Source organism: Dechloromonas denitrificans, from assembly GCF_020510665.1.
GTDB classification, from domain to species: Bacteria; Pseudomonadota; Gammaproteobacteria; order Burkholderiales; family Rhodocyclaceae; genus Azonexus; species Azonexus denitrificans_B.
Window position 1 is genome coordinate 2,662,561 of record NZ_CP075187.1, and the last position, 14,089, is coordinate 2,676,649.

The 14,089-nt window shown below is 57.1% G+C and carries 11 protein-coding genes and 1 tRNA gene; 6 read left to right on the top strand and 6 right to left on the bottom strand.

The genetic code is table 11. The features are described from left to right. Positions 1-20: 20 nt before the first annotated feature. Genes ccoS through KI614_RS12560 form a run of 3 tightly spaced genes read right to left on the bottom strand, consistent with a single transcriptional unit; the run spans position 21 to position 3,475 of the window. A complete protein-coding gene (gene ccoS / locus KI614_RS12550) occupies positions 21-212 on the bottom strand; it encodes a cbb3-type cytochrome oxidase assembly protein CcoS (protein WP_226406039.1) in 192 nt (63 codons plus the stop codon). Then, positions 212-2,650, bottom strand: a complete 2,439-nt coding sequence (locus KI614_RS12555) for a heavy metal translocating P-type ATPase (RefSeq protein WP_226406040.1) — start codon at positions 2,648-2,650, stop codon at positions 212-214. The genes ccoS and KI614_RS12555 overlap by 1 nt, the downstream gene beginning before the upstream one ends. 57 nt (positions 2,651-2,707) lie before the next feature. Continuing rightward, positions 2,708-3,475 (bottom strand): 3-hydroxyacyl-CoA dehydrogenase, encoded by a 768-nt coding sequence (locus KI614_RS12560; protein ID WP_226406041.1) that lies wholly within the window; start codon positions 3,473-3,475, stop codon positions 2,708-2,710. Positions 3,476-3,686: 211 nt separating this feature from the next. On the opposite strand from KI614_RS12560, the gene KI614_RS12565 reads away from it, so the two are divergent. Further along, entirely contained in the window at positions 3,687-4,661 is a 975-nt protein-coding gene (locus KI614_RS12565) for a diguanylate cyclase (protein ID WP_226406042.1), read from the top strand. Positions 4,662-4,697: 36 nt separating this feature from the next. Here the strand turns inward: KI614_RS12565 and KI614_RS12570 are convergent. Then, positions 4,698-4,773, bottom strand: a tRNA-Thr gene (locus tag KI614_RS12570). Between the two features lie 113 nt (positions 4,774-4,886). Between KI614_RS12570 and murJ the strand changes: the two genes are divergently transcribed. Continuing rightward, positions 4,887-6,437, top strand: coding sequence for a murein biosynthesis integral membrane protein MurJ (murJ, locus tag KI614_RS12575; RefSeq protein WP_226406043.1), 1,551 nt, complete (start codon positions 4,887-4,889; stop codon positions 6,435-6,437). Between the two features lie 15 nt (positions 6,438-6,452). Next, positions 6,453-7,076, top strand: coding sequence for a YbhB/YbcL family Raf kinase inhibitor-like protein (locus tag KI614_RS12580; RefSeq protein ID WP_226406044.1), 624 nt, complete (start codon positions 6,453-6,455; stop codon positions 7,074-7,076). A gap of 75 nt (positions 7,077-7,151) precedes the next feature. Here the strand turns inward: KI614_RS12580 and KI614_RS12585 are convergent, their stop codons facing one another. Together KI614_RS12585 and KI614_RS12590 are read right to left on the bottom strand one after the other, a co-directional pair. Then, complete coding sequence (locus KI614_RS12585) at positions 7,152-8,063, bottom strand: transporter substrate-binding domain-containing protein (protein ID WP_226406045.1); 912 nt, start codon at positions 8,061-8,063, stop codon at positions 7,152-7,154. Continuing rightward, the gene (locus KI614_RS12590) at positions 8,045-9,907 is read right to left on the bottom strand and encodes a TolC family outer membrane protein (RefSeq protein ID WP_226406046.1); all 1,863 of its coding nucleotides are present in this window, start codon (positions 9,905-9,907) and stop codon (positions 8,045-8,047) included. Before KI614_RS12590 ends, KI614_RS12585 begins: the two co-directional genes overlap by 19 nt. Before the next feature lie 166 nt (positions 9,908-10,073). Here KI614_RS12590 and KI614_RS12595 point away from each other — a divergent pair, with 166 nt between their 5' ends. The 3 genes from KI614_RS12595 to KI614_RS12605 are packed head-to-tail and all read left to right on the top strand — an operon-like array spanning position 10,074 to position 14,088. Further along, the gene (locus KI614_RS12595; protein ID WP_226406047.1) at positions 10,074-10,685 is read left to right on the top strand and encodes a transglutaminase-like cysteine peptidase; all 612 of its coding nucleotides are present in this window, start codon (positions 10,074-10,076) and stop codon (positions 10,683-10,685) included. Positions 10,686-10,695: 10 nt separating this feature from the next. Then, entirely contained in the window at positions 10,696-12,624 is a 1,929-nt protein-coding gene (locus KI614_RS12600; RefSeq protein ID WP_226406048.1) for a LapD/MoxY N-terminal periplasmic domain-containing protein, read from the top strand. Beyond that, on the top strand, positions 12,625-14,088 hold the full coding sequence (locus KI614_RS12605; protein WP_226406049.1) for a CYTH and CHAD domain-containing protein: 1,464 nt from the start codon (positions 12,625-12,627) through the stop codon (positions 14,086-14,088). Position 14,089 lies beyond the last annotated feature (1 nt).

Genomic DNA, 14,089 nt, shown 5'->3' on the forward strand with positions numbered 1-14,089 from the left:
CCGGTTAACGTTGATTCAGGTCAAACATTCTCTGCTTTTTCGGAATCCCGGGCTTTCGGCTCAGGCTTGGGCATCTCATCATCCATCAAAATTCGAAACCCAGGCCCCTCAAGGTCATCAAACTGTCCGCTACGCACCGACCACCAGAAGGCAAAGGCGATACCGAAGACCAGGATGACCGAAATGGGAATCAACAGATAAATACTTTCCATCAATCATGCTCCCGCTTCTGAATACGCAACGAGTTAAGAACAACAAGCAGGGAACTGGCCGACATGCCGATCCCTGCCAACCAGGGCGTTACCCACCCGGCAATCGCCAGTGGCAAAGCGACGAAATTGTAGGCGAAAGACCACCATAGATTCTGGCGGATGATGCGCAAGGTTTTCTCTGCCCTGAGCAAACCTTTCCGCAAGTGATCCAGATTTTCCGAAAGCAAGACAAAATCCGACTGCGTCCGGGCCAGCTGAGCACCACCTCCCATAGCAACAGACACCTGGGCCTGAGCCAATACCGGCGCATCGTTGACCCCATCTCCGACCATTGCGACCACTGCACCCTCCGCCTGAAGCGCCAGGACACATTCATGCTTCCCTTGCGGCGTCATACCTGCACGCACATCATCAATCCCGATCAGGGCCGCAACACGCCGAGCAACGGAAGGGGCATCCCCTGTCAGCAAAACAATTTTTTTCCCCGCCTGTTTCAAAGCCTCGACCAAGGCCTTCGACTCGTCACGAATTTCATCGCCGATGCGGAACAGCGCCAGGCAACCTCGCTCATCGCCCAGGACAACGACCGTATCGCCACTTTCCAGCCAGTCGACCGCAGCATCCGGCAAGACGCCGCCGCCAAGTCCAAAAACATAAGCAGGCCGGCCGATGCGATAGCGCTTGCCAGCCACGAGCGCCTCAACTCCTTGACCTGGCTCGCTAATAACCTGCTCCGCCGAAAAAGCATCAACACCTGAAGCCCGGCACAGTGCGACCGCCACAGGATGCTCCGACGAACGCTCAAGCGCTGCCGCAACCTGCAAACAAGCAGCACGCGGGAGATCGCTCACGGACATCACATCCATCAAACGCATTCTTCCCGTTGTCAGCGTCCCGGTTTTGTCAAAAACAAAATGGCTGGCCCGGGCAAGCGTTTCAATCGCATGGCCACGCGTAACCAGCAAACCGTCCTTGGCCAAGGCCCCGGCTGAAACAGTCAAGGCAATCGGCGTTGCCAGCGAAAGCGCGCACGGGCAAGTCACCACCAGTACCGATACCGTGATCCACAACATTTTTGATGGATCGACAAAGTACCAGCCAACCGCAACCAGCATGGCCACCAGCAAAAGAACCGCGACGAAGTAGCTGGCAACGCGGTCAGCCATCTCGACGATTTTCGGCTTTTCGGCTGCCGCTCGCTCCATGAGCTGGATGATTGCGGACAGCCGAGTCGTCTCTCCGACCTGTTCGACGCGCACGATCAACGGGCTTTCCGCATTCACCGAGCCGCCGGTCACCGCGTCTCCCGGCATTTTGGGCACCGGCTTGCTCTCACCGGTCAACAAGGCTTCACTGGTACAACTGACGCCTTCAACGACCCGCCCGTCAGCCGGAATGGTGTCGCCCGCCCGAACCAGAATATGATCGCCAGGCACAAGGTCGGCGACGATTTTCTGCTCAGGCGTACGGTCGACCGGGAAATTCGGGAGTTTTTGTGCAAAAGCAGGCAATAGCTTGGCCAGCGCCTCCGTCACGCTCAAGGCTTTCTGGCGAGCGGTCATTTCCAGGAAACGGCCGCCCAGCAAGAAAAAGACAAACATGGTGACCGAGTCGAAATAAACCTCGCCGGACTGGGTCACCGTCGCCCAGAGGCTGGCAACAAATGCCGCGCCAACCCCCAGCGCGACAGGCACGTCCATCCCGACACGGCGTAACATCAAATCACGCCAGGCATGCCGGAAGAACGGGGCCGATGAATAAAAAATCACTGGCAATGTCAGCACAAGACTGGCCCAGCGCATCAAGCTTTCGGCATCGGCGGTCATTTCACCATCTGCGATATACACCGGAAAGGCATACATCATGACCTGCATCATGCCAAACCCTGCCACCCACAAGCGCCAAAGGGCGTCACGCCGCTCCTCGCGGGATATCTCTTCATTTTTGGCAGCGTCGTAGGGATAGGCTCGATAGCCGATCGCCGCTATCGCACCAAGAATGTCTGACAACCGGACCCGCGAATCATCCCAACGAACCCGCGCGCGACGGGTGGCATAGTTGATATCAACCGCCGTCACCCCCGGCAAGCGCCCGACATGCTGCTCATTGAGCCAGATGCAGGCAGCGCAGGTGATCCCTTCAAGCAGCAGCGAAGCCTCGCGCTCAGTTTCTCCCAGGGCCTTGACGAAGCTTTTCTGGAAATCGGCATGATCAAATAGCGCCAGTTGATCGAGTATCCCCGGTAAAGCTTCACGCTGGGACTCCGGCATGGCATCGCGACTGCGGTAATAGTCCGCCAATCCGTTATCGACAATCGACTGCGCCACAGCCTGGCAGCCATAGCAACACATCGGACGAGGCTGCTCGGCAATCGTGACCGGCAGGTTTACATCGCCCGGGACAGGTTGACCGCAGTGATAACAAGAAGCTTGGGACATGCAATAAAAAAGGCACCTAAGTGCCTTTGGGGGTCAATGGCGGAGCCAAAGTATAGTTTATTTGGTCCCCATCCGGATGGCACCGTCAAGACGAATGACCTCTCCATTCAGATAGGAATTCTCAGCAATATGCTTGACCAGATTGGCATATTCGGCAGGCTTGCCCATGCGCGAAGGGAACGGAACCATCTTGCCGAGGGAATCCTGAACTTCTTGCGGCATACCAAGCAACATCGGGGTTTCCATGATCCCCGGAGCAATGGTCATGACACGGATGCCGCTGCGCGACAACTCACGGGCAACCGGCAGGGTCAAGGCAACGATGCCGCCCTTTGAGGCAGCATAGGCGGCCTGCCCAAGCTGACCTTCGTAAGCAGCCACGGATGCGGTATTAACAATCACGCCACGCTCACCACCTGCATCGGGCTCGCCTTTCATCATGGCGTCGGCGGCCAGACGAATCATGTTGAAGGTACCAACCAGATTGATGTTGATCACCTTGGCGAAGCTTTCCAGCTTGTGCGGGCCTTCCTTGCCGACCACTTTTTCCGCTGGAGCAACACCCGCGCAATTGACCAGACCATGCAAACCACCAAATGTGGAAATTGCCGTCTGAATCGCGTTGACCGCAGAAGCCTCATTCGCCACATCGGTTTCAACAAATCGTGCACCAGCACCAAGCTCTGCGGCCAGTTTTTCACCAGCAACACGATTCAGGTCTGCCAGGACAACTTTTGCGCCCGCTTCGCTGAGCGTACGTGCTGTTGCAGCGCCCAGACCAGAACCAGCCCCCGTCACCAGAAATACTTTATCTTTAATTTGCATTGCCGCTCTCTCCTTTAAAAACAACGAACATCGGCACCTTCTCCAGACGGTACCGTATGGAACATACACATCATATTACAACGGCCCGAGACGAAGACAGAAGCCCCCAGCCACAGAATCAAACCAGGCCCCTCACTCAAACCACGAAGGAATGATCTATGATGATCAAAAATTGATCCATCATCTCCTTCTCTGAAAACCTGTGCAGGCAATGCTTGACCCTAACAAATCGACCGTACTCATCGTCGATCCATCCGCCAGCAACCGATCACTGATCAGCGAATGCCTGGCCCAATTACCTGACGTACAAACAGTCGTCGCGGCAAACGGGGCGCAGGCACTCAATCAGTTCTGCAAGCACCACCCCAGCCTGGTGCTGATGGATATCGCCCTGCACGATACCGACGGCCTGTCCATCGCCAAAAGCATGCGCTCCTGGGAGCGCTCGGCAGAACAACCCGGAGTCATGCCCTGGACGCCCATTGTTTTCCTGTCGACCGTCATGGACGAAGACATCCTGGCCGAGGGCATCATGGCCGGTGGTGATGATTTTTTGTACAAACCCGTTTCTGAAGTCGTTCTGCTCGCCAAAGTCCGCGCCCTGTTACGGATTGTCTGCATGCAGAAAGAAATTCACGAAGCGCATCGCCAGATTAAGGCTCTTTCCCTGCTTGATGGACTGACCAACATCCCCAACCGCCGGCATTTTGACGAAACGCTGCGCACAGAGTGGAGACGCTGCTCACGCCTGAAAGCACCTTTGAGCATCGTCATCGGCGACGTTGATTTTTTCAAACAATTCAATGACATATACGGCCACCAGGCGGGTGATGAATGCCTGAAAGCGGTTGCTGGTGCACTCAACGAATCGCTGTTTCGTGTCGAGGACATTGTGGCGCGTTACGGTGGCGAAGAATTTGCCGCCATCTTGCCTGGCACCGATGCCATCGGAGCGCAAGCCGTCGCAGAGCGCATGCGCAGCTCCGCGCGAGAGTTGTGCATTCCACACCAGGGAGGCGTAGGAGGCCTAATTTCCTGCAGCTTTGGCGTCGCCAGCATGGTTCCATCCTGCGAAACCCCAGCCCCTCTGCTGCTACAAGCCGCCGATGAGTCCCTGTACGCCGCCAAACGCAATGGCCGGAACCAGATTCGCAGCCAGGACCAAGGGGCGCAAAAAACAGGATAAAAAAAAGGGCTGCGAAAATGCAGCCCTTGGTATTTCTGGTGCCGGAGATAGGAGTCGAACCTACGACCTTCGCATTACGAATGCGCTGCTCTACCAACTGAGCTACACCGGCACACTGCTTGTCACGAAGCAGAAATCTTTGTTTTATAAAGCTTCTGAAGTTCGCGCCGAAGCACAGCGTAGAATTATAGCTTTCTATCCGCCTTTCAGGCAACGTCCCTCTCAATGAATCTGCTTCGAGCGCTGGCCACTGTCAGTGGAATGACCCTTCTTTCTCGCGTTCTCGGCTTTGTTCGCGATTTCGTAATTGCGCGTGCGTTTGGCGCCGGCCTGGCTACGGATGCGTTTTTTGTCGCATTCAAACTCCCCAATCTGCTCCGCAGAATGTTTGCCGAGGGGGCGTTCTCACAAGCATTCGTCCCTATCCTTGGCGAATATCGCAACAAACAGGGAGAAATAGAAACCAAGGCACTGGTTGACCATGTAGCTAGCCTGCTTTCCATTGCCTTGTTTGCCATCACCGCCATCGGCATCGCAACAGCACCTTTGCTGGTTTGGCTATCGGCCCCCGGATTTTCTGCCGACGCAAGCAAATTCGAACTCACCGTAACGCTCACCCGCATTACCTTCCCTTATATTTTCTTCATGTCGTTGGTGGCTCTTGCCGGAGGCATTCTGAATACATGGAGCCGCTTTGCACTTCCTGCATTCACGCCGGTACTACTCAACATTGCCTTCATCGGCATGGCCTTGTTTGCTGCCCCATATTTTGACCCACCCGTACTGGCACTGGCCTGGGCTGTATTTTTGGGCGGATTGCTGCAGCTTGCCATCCAGATTCCTGCCCTGAAAAAAATTGCCATGCTGCCTCGACCATCGCTCAACTGGCAGGCCGCCTGGAAAAACCCGGGGGTTCGGCGCGTACTCATGCTCATGGCACCAGCCCTGATCGGCGTCTCGGTGTCTCAAATCAGCCTGCTGATCAACACCATCTTTGCCTCTTTCCTGGCAACCGGCAGCGTCTCATGGTTGTATTACGCTGACAGGTTGATGGAATTCCCATCCGGGATGCTGGGCGCAGCCCTGGGCACCATCCTGCTGCCATCCTTGTCGCGCTATCACGCGAGCGCCAATCACGAAGAATACTCAAAGCTGCTTGACTGGGGGCTACGTCTGACGCTGCTCCTCGCAGCACCTGCCGCCCTGGCTCTTGCCATTCTGGCGGTACCGCTCATCAGCACACTTTTTTTCCACGGCGCATTTTCTGTAGTGGACGTCCTGCACACCCGAGAAGCACTCGTTGCCTATGCCATCGGCCTGACAGGACTGATCTTGGTCAAAGTGCTGGCCCCGGGGTTTTATGCCCGGCAAAACGTCAGAACCCCGGTTCGCATTGCACTGATCTCCTTATTCGCGACACAAGCCATGAACCTGGCATTCATCGGCTGGTTGCAACATGCCGGACTGGCACTGTCGATCGGACTGGCTGCCTGCCTGAATGCAGCAATGCTCTACCGAGGCTTGCGCAAGCAAGAAATCTTTGCGCCACAACCCGGCTGGGCAAAATTCATCACCAAACTGGTCCTGGCCATGCTCGCCATGGGTACGACACTTTGGTTTTCCATGGGGGTAGAAACAAGCTGGCTGGAAAACTCGATGGTCGAACGTTTGGCTCGCCTCGCCTGGATCATCCCGCTTGGCGCAGGCAGTTATTTCGCTACACTATGGATTCTCGGCTTCCGCCTTGGCGACTTCAAACGTCGGGCGGCTGAATAACAAGGAGCAGCCTCAATGAAACTGACCAGCACCGCTTTTACCGATGGGCAACGGATTCCGGGCGATTTTTCCTTTTGCATCCCCGACCCGGCGCACCACGTTTGCCTCGGTAAAAACCTGAATCCCGCATTGGCTTGGGACGGCGCTCCTGCGGACACCCAATCTTTCGTCCTGATCTGCCACGACCCGGACGTCCCCAGCAAGGGCGACGATGTCAATCAGGAAGGCAGAACCATTCCTGCCAGCTTGCCGCGAGTCGATTTTTTCCACTGGGTTTTGATCGACCTGCCTGCCACGGTCAACGCGATTTCCCAGGGCGAATTCAGCAATACCGTTTCACCACGCGGCAAACCCGGCCCTCAAGCCGCCCATGGCACACGCCAGGGGATCAACAATTACACAGACTGGTTTGCTGGCGACAACGACATGCGCGGCGACTACTACGGCTACGACGGCCCATGCCCACCATGGAACGACGAAATCATCCACCGCTACATTTTTACGCTATACGCACTCGATGTCGCGCACCTGCCGGTTGAAGGCCGGTTTGGCGGGACGGAAGTACGACAAGCAATCCAGGGGCATATCCTGGCCGAAGCCAGCCTGATTGGCACGTACACACTCAACCCGAAACTCTGATCAGAAAAGGCCATTTTCATGGCCTTTTTACTGCTTTTGACTCTTTACTGCTTTTGACTCTTTACCGCTTTTGACTCAGTTGACCGGCGTATCGCTCGGCGTCAGGATCGCCGCCTTGAGCGCCTGCGACATCGGCAAATCAAGTGACACACTTTCAGAAGGAAGCGGCGACATGAACCATTTATCGTAAATGGCCGTCATTTCACCACGCTTCATCAAACCGATCAGTGTTTCATCGACAAGCGCCTTGAATGACGCGTCACCCAACGGGAACATCAATGCCAGCGGCTCCGTTGCCAAGACCACATCAAGCAAACGAAACTCGGCCTTGCCCGCACGCAAAATCGACAGCGTTGCATCTTCAGCCACAATCCCGTCTGTCCTGCCCTGATGCAATAAAGCCATCGCTTCTGCTGGCGAATTGGCCAATTGATGCTGCATCGTGATATTTTTTTCCAGCGCCATACGCTTCAACTGACGCTCGCTCCCGCCGGAGACGGTCACGATCCGCTTCCCAGCCAAATCCGCCGGCATCGCCAGGCCGCTATCCGATCGAACCAGAATTTTCACATCACTGACATAGAGCGTCACCGACAAGGCCACCTGCTTCTGACGAGCCACCGTATTCGCGGCACCTCCGCAATCAAGATCAACCACATTATTCTTGATCAACATCGGGCGAGCATTGTCACTCACGACAACGGGAACAACCTCAAGCGACTTGCCCACTCTGGCTTCCAGCGCCTTTACAACATGCAGGCAGATATCCCACACATAGCCTGCCGGCTGTGAGCCCCCCGCCAGCACATAGGTAAAAGGGGGCATCGCCTCGCGATAGCCGAGATAAACCCGGCCTTGCGCAGATATTTTGCTCAGCGTCGGCCCCAAAGCCTCCTGAGCACCAGCACTCAGCGCAAAAAATACGCCAACGACCAAAAGCAGTCGATGAATCAGGGGTTGAAAATACCTCACTTGACGGACTTGCATCCACCGGTGGTGCTACCGCCGCAAGGTACCGAGCTCTCGCGGTTGATCAGCCACTTGCCACCAACCTGAATCATTTCCAGGGCCTTCTGCGTCGTGTCGTTATAGCGGTTCGACTGATAGATCTGGCGGAAACTGACTTGCGCACGGTCGGCACCTTCCATCCGAACGCTAACATCCTGCAACTCAACATTGATGTGCTCACGCGTCGAAATCCGGCTGCGACGCAGTTGCGCCCAGTCTTCCCGCGATAGCCCACCATCCGGCGTGAAGGTCGGCGCATAGAAGCCGCTGTAGGCGTTGTAGTCTTTCGCCGCCCAGGCTGCTGCCCAGCCCTTGACCCGCGAAAGGACTTCGCTGTCCGGACCGGTTGCGGCGACCGGCGAGGCTGCGGGCACGAAGGGGGCTGGCTTGACTTGCAGTTGGGCCATCGCTCGGGCATTCAGTGCTTCACGATCCGGGACCGGCACGCCGGCGGTTTCGTTCGGGCAGAGTTCTGCCAGGTCGACCTGGGCGAGTTCTTTCGCTTCCGGGGTCGGCGTGTCGAGCTTTTGCAGGCCCAGGTGTTCGAGGAGTGTGCCCATGCCAGCGTAGGTCCGCAGGTAGGCGAGGCTCAGGTCGGAGTCTGCATTGACTGCGTTGCGACGCGCACTGAGCAATTCGTTTTCGGTGTCGAGCAGGTCGAGCAGGGTGCGCTGACCGACGTTGAACTGGTCGCGATAGGCGTCGCGGGTCTTTTCCAGCAGGCTGACCTGGGTGGCCAGGGCGGTGGCTCGTTCGCGCAGGCGGGCGACGTCGTTGTAGGCGATGGCCAGGGTTTGCCGGGTGTCGCGGCAGGCTTTTTCCCGTAGGTCGAGCGAGAGGTTCTTGCGCTCGATGTATTGCTTTTCACGGGCTCGGTCGGCGCCGCCGTTGAAGAGGTTGAAGCTGACGACGAGTTCGCCGACGGTGTAGTTCCGTTCGCCTTTGGCGCCCAGGTAGTTGTCGGTGCTGTCGGTCCGGGCGCGCAGGTCCAGTTTGGGGGAGTAGGCAGCGCGACGGACGTCCAGTTCGCTTTGGGCGGCTTCGGTGTTCTCGACGGCGGCGAGCAGGGTCGGGTTTTTCTTGTACAGAACGTCCAGCGCAGCTTTCTGGCTGGCGGGCAAGCCGCTGCTAACCTGGCTGGGTGGAACGATCACGCTGGGCGGCTGGCTGTTCACGATGCGCTGGTAGCGGGCCGTGACGTCGTGCAGGTTGGCGGTTTCGGTGGTCAGGTTGATTTCGGCCAGGGCCAGGCGGCTGCCGGCTTGCTCAAGGTCGACCCGACGACCAACGCCTGATTGCGTACGACGCAGCAGTTGTTCGTGGGTCGCTTTGTGCTGGACGTAGTTGTCTTCGGCCAGATTGACCAGGAAGCGGTAGCGCAGCACATCAAGGTAGGCGCGCGAGGCTTCCAGGGCAACGGCTTCCGAGGCGTCCAGCAGTTCGTAGTAACGAACCAGCCGGGCCTTGTCCAGGCGACGAACTTCGTTGCGCGTGGCAAAGCCGTCGAACAGGATCTGGTTCAGGCTCAGGCCGTAGCCGCTGCGCGTGTATTTGTTCGTCGTGCTGCTCGGGGCTTGTTCCAGGCTTTCCCGGCCGGTCCCGGCCGTGAAATCAACCCGCGGAAAGTAGCCGCCCCGGCCAACACCAATCTCTTCTTCCGCGGCCTTGTAGTTGTGCCACTTCGACGTCACTTCAGGACTGTTCAGCACTGCCTTCTGCGCTATCTCCTTCAACGTCCCCTGTGCCTCCGAACTCGGCGCACTATGGCCAAGGGTGGGAAGCGCCAGAAGTATTAGCAAGGAGAGCGTTTTATTGGTTTGCATGAATAGCCCCTGTTTTAATATTTGATCCAGATTATAGCGATACGATAGCTGGTTTTGTATGTAATATTATGTACTTACAGTCAGACTAATCGCTGCCCGCCCCTTGCCAAGAACATACGCACTGTTTCGCTTAGTCGTCTTTGTCACATTTAGTGCAACGTGCGCCTTGGTCGGCCTGAAAGCAGCATTAGGGCTGGACTTCGAACAGCTTCAGCAAGCTCTGACAAGCCGCTTCGGCCAAACACAACTTCCCGTATACAAGGATTGGCAGGCCCTGCTGGCCGACTCAAAAGCACGTTCCGACTCAGACAAAATACGTGCAGTTAATGACTTCTTCAACCGCCGCATCGGGTACGCCGACGACCTCAATGTGTGGGGACAGTCTGATTACTGGGCGACCCCGATTGAATTCATCGGGCGGGGCTGGGGAGATTGCGAAGATTTCTCGATCGCCAAGTATTACTCGCTGATCAACATTGGCATTCCGGTCAACAAACTCCGCCTCGTTTACGTCAAGGCCACGCAGAACACGCCAAGCGGTCCGATTCAGCAGGCTCACATGGTGCTGGCCTACTATGCGACGCCCAACGCCGAGCCTCAGGTTCTCGACAACCTGAACCCCGAGATTCGCCCGGCCTCGCAGCGTCCGGATCTTGCCCCCATTTTCAGTTTCAACAGCGCCGGCCTGTGGCAAGGCACAGGTAACCAGTCGAGCAAGAGCAATCTTTCCCGCTGGCAGGACCTCCTGCAACGAGCGCGCGCCGAAGGTTTTCAGTGAGGTAATTTGCATGTCCCTTTTCCGACAACTCTGGCTTGCCGTCATTGCCAGCACCATCATCGCTTTTGCGGGCAGCTTTGTGGTGAGCATGCTGACAGCACGTCATTATCTTGAGCAGCAACTAGCCATCAAGAACAATGACAATGCCTCCTCCCTGGCGCTGTCGATGTCGCAACTCGACAAGGATCCGGTAACCGTCGAACTGCAGGTTGCCGCTGTCTTCGACAGCGGCCAGTACGAGCACGTCCGCCTGGTCGGCCCGGATGGCAAATTGATGATCGAAAAATCAAGCCCGCCGATGGCCGGCGATGTTCCGGCATGGTTTATCCGCGTTTTCCCCATCAAATCACAAGCAGGCCAGGCCCAGGTTTCTTCCGGCTGGACGCAGTTTGGTACGGTCGAACTCGTCAGTCACAGCCAGTTTGCCTACAAGGAACTCTGGGATGGCGCCTGGCACCTGATTGTCTGGTTCATTATCGGTGGCGGCTTCATGGGCTTTCTCGGCATGCAGATCTTGCGCCGGATCAAGCGCCCCCTCGATGCGGTCGTCGGACAGGCACAGGCGATCAGCGAACGCCGTTTCGTCAACATTCCGGAACCCTCCACCCCCGAATTGAAAAGCGTTGCCAGCGCCATGAATGCCATGGTCGACCGACTGAAAACCATTTTTGCCGAAGAAGCCGCCCGCCTGGAGCAAGTCAGACGCGAAGCAACGCAAGATGGCCTGACCGGCTTGGCCAACCGTGCTTTTTTCATGAACCAGCTGCATGCGGCACTCAATGACGACGATGCCAGCCCGAACGGCAGCTTGCTGATGCTCCGTCTTGGCGACCTGGCAGGCATCAACAAACGAGCCGGCCGCGAAGCTGCCGATGAGCTTTTGCGCCGGACGGGAGCCCTCATCGCAACGCTCGCCAGCAACACCAGCGGCGGCGCTGCTGCGCGCCTGAATGGTGCCGATTTCGCCCTGCTGTTGCCCGGCATCCAAAACCCGGCCCAACAAGCGGAAAGCATGCTTACTGGTCTGCGCGATCTGGTTTCGGCCGGGTTGATCGACAGCGAGCGAGTCGGCTATGTCGCCAGCGGGGTCTATCAACACGGACAAGGCATCGGTGCCCTGCTCTCCAGTCTTGATACCGCGCTGGCTTCGGCAGAAAACCAAAGCGGGCTGGCTTGGTGCTCCGCCGAAAGTGGCTGTGAACAACATGCGACCTCCAGCGCCGACTGGAAAAAAGTGCTGGAGTCGGCCATCCAGACCCAGCGTTTGCGCTTGATCGAATTCCCCGTTGCCAACAACGGGGGGGACATCATGCACCTCGAATGCCCGCTGCGCCTGCAGGCCAGCGAGAACGGAGAATGGCTGGCGGCTGGCAGCTTCATGCCGATGGCCTCTCGCCTCTCGCTCACGACAGAGCTCGACCTTGCCGCAACCCGGCTGGCGCTTGAGCGTATTGCAGCCGGCATCCCGGCTGTCGCGGTCAACCTCTCTGGCGAGTCAATTCTGGTCGCTTCTTTCCGTGATCGCCTGCAAGCCATGATTGCCGACAAGAAAGAGCTCGCTCCGCGCCTCTGGCTGGAAGTTGCCGAAGTCGGTGCCTTCCAGCATTTTGCTGAATTCCGCGCCTTCTGCGAAGCAATCCGTCCACTCGGCTGCCGCCTTGGCATCGAACACTTCGGCCGGCAATTCAGTGAAATCGGACGCCTGCACGATATCGGCCTGGATTACCTGAAGGTCGATGGCAGCTTCATTCGCGCCATTGATACCCAGGCCGGAAACCAGGCATTCCTCAAAGGACTGTGCAGCATTGCCCACAATATCGGGCTGACTGTCATTGCCGAAAACGTCCAAAGCGCGGGAGAACTGGCCGCCCTGCCAGAACTGGGCTTTGATGGTGCAACCGGTCCCGCTGTGCCACGTAAAACGAATCCGGCAAACTAAATGAGCACCGAAATTGAACTGAAACTGCAACTCACCGCCAAGTCAGCCAAAAAACTGGCATCGCACCCCCTGCTACTTCCGCTTGCCGTACAAAAGCAGCACCTGCTGAACACTTACTACGACACGCCCGAATTGGCCCTACACGCCAAACGCATAGCGATGCGCTTTCGCAAGAAGGGCGAACAATGGCTGCTCACCGTAAAGTCGGCTGAACCTGCCAGCGGAGGACTGGCCGTTCGCAGCGAATGGGAAACGCCGGCCCTTCCCGGCGTTTTCGACTTCAGCCATGTCGACGAACCCAGCATGCGCGATCTTCTCGAAACAGCCCGCCCCAAAATGTCCGCTGTTTTCACGACAGATTTCAGACGGCAAATCTGGCACGTACCCTTCGGGCACTCCCTGATCGAATTGGCGCTGGATCGCGGCACCATCGAAAGCCGGGGAAGGAAAAGCCGGATTTGTGAAATAGAGCTGGAGTTGCTTTCGGGCGACATCGACGACATTTTCAAACTGACCCGAAAGCTCCAGGACAAACTCGAACTCAGCCCGGCCATTGCCAGCAAAGCCGAGCGTGGCTACAACCTGTTCAACGATGAGCCGCTCAAACCATTCAAGGCAAAACCGGCCGGAATCTCTGCCGACATGCAGCCGGTCGAAGCCTTCCGCTGCATCGCCTTGGGCTGCCTCGAACACTTCCAGCGCAATGAAGAGGGATTGCACCTCAGCAGCGATCCGGAATTCATTCACCAGGCCCGTGTCGCCTTGCGCCGCCTGCGCTCCGCCATCAAACTGTTTTCACCAGTTTTGCCACCGGAATTTGTCAGCACCTATGGACAAACTTGGCGCACGCTAGCCAGCGCCTTGGGCGAAGCTCGCAACTGGGATGTTTTTCTTGAAGAAACACTCCCCCCGATTCAGGCCGCCTTTCCGGAACATGGCGACATTCGCCGCCTGCGTACCGAAGCTCGTCGCAGAGCCAAACAGGCCCGGCAATCGGTCATCAAACTCCTGGCGGTTCGCGAATACCCGCGCCTGATGGTTGAATTTACGGCAGCAATTTATGCCTTGAAGGACACGCTGCCACTTCCGATCGGCGATTTCGCCCATCAACAACTGTCGCGTTACGCCCGGCAGGCACAAAAACAAGCCGCTCGGCACTGTACCTTTTCGCCAGAGGAACGACATCAATTGCGCATTGCGCTCAAGAGATTGCGTTACACCCTTGAGTTTTTGACGCCACTTCTTCAAGCAAAACGCTTGCCAGCCTATCTTGCTGCATTGGCGCAATTGCAAGATGAGTTGGGCTTGCTCAATGACTTGTCCACTGCCCAGTCATTAATCGACAGCTCACTGCCCAAACGGCCTGCCGGGCCGGTGCACGGCTGGATGGCAGGCAGACACACCTTGCTTGGCCATCAACTCGGCGAATCAATCGATCTCTGGCTGACGCAGAAAAAACCATAGA

What these genes read in the sequence shown, in the direction of transcription:
- KI614_RS12555 (WP_226406040.1), bottom strand. Translation starts at nt 2,650, where the DNA reads ATGTCCCAAGCTTCTTGTTATCACTGCGGTCAACCTGTCCCGGGCGAT.
- KI614_RS12565 (WP_226406042.1), top strand. Translation starts at nt 3,687, where the DNA reads ATGCTTGACCCTAACAAATCGACCGTACTCATCGTCGATCCATCCGCC.
- KI614_RS12580 (WP_226406044.1), top strand. Translation starts at nt 6,453, where the DNA reads ATGAAACTGACCAGCACCGCTTTTACCGATGGGCAACGGATTCCGGGC.
- KI614_RS12605 (WP_226406049.1), top strand. Translation starts at nt 12,625, where the DNA reads ATGAGCACCGAAATTGAACTGAAACTGCAACTCACCGCCAAGTCAGCC.
- KI614_RS12585 (WP_226406045.1), bottom strand. Translation starts at nt 8,063, where the DNA reads ATGCAAGTCCGTCAAGTGAGGTATTTTCAACCCCTGATTCATCGACTG.
- KI614_RS12590 (WP_226406046.1), bottom strand. Translation starts at nt 9,907, where the DNA reads ATGCAAACCAATAAAACGCTCTCCTTGCTAATACTTCTGGCGCTTCCC.
- KI614_RS12600 (WP_226406048.1), top strand. Translation starts at nt 10,696, where the DNA reads ATGTCCCTTTTCCGACAACTCTGGCTTGCCGTCATTGCCAGCACCATC.
- murJ (WP_226406043.1), top strand. Translation starts at nt 4,887, where the DNA reads ATGAATCTGCTTCGAGCGCTGGCCACTGTCAGTGGAATGACCCTTCTT.
- ccoS (WP_226406039.1), bottom strand. Translation starts at nt 212, where the DNA reads ATGGAAAGTATTTATCTGTTGATTCCCATTTCGGTCATCCTGGTCTTC.
- KI614_RS12560 (WP_226406041.1), bottom strand. Translation starts at nt 3,475, where the DNA reads ATGCAAATTAAAGATAAAGTATTTCTGGTGACGGGGGCTGGTTCTGGT.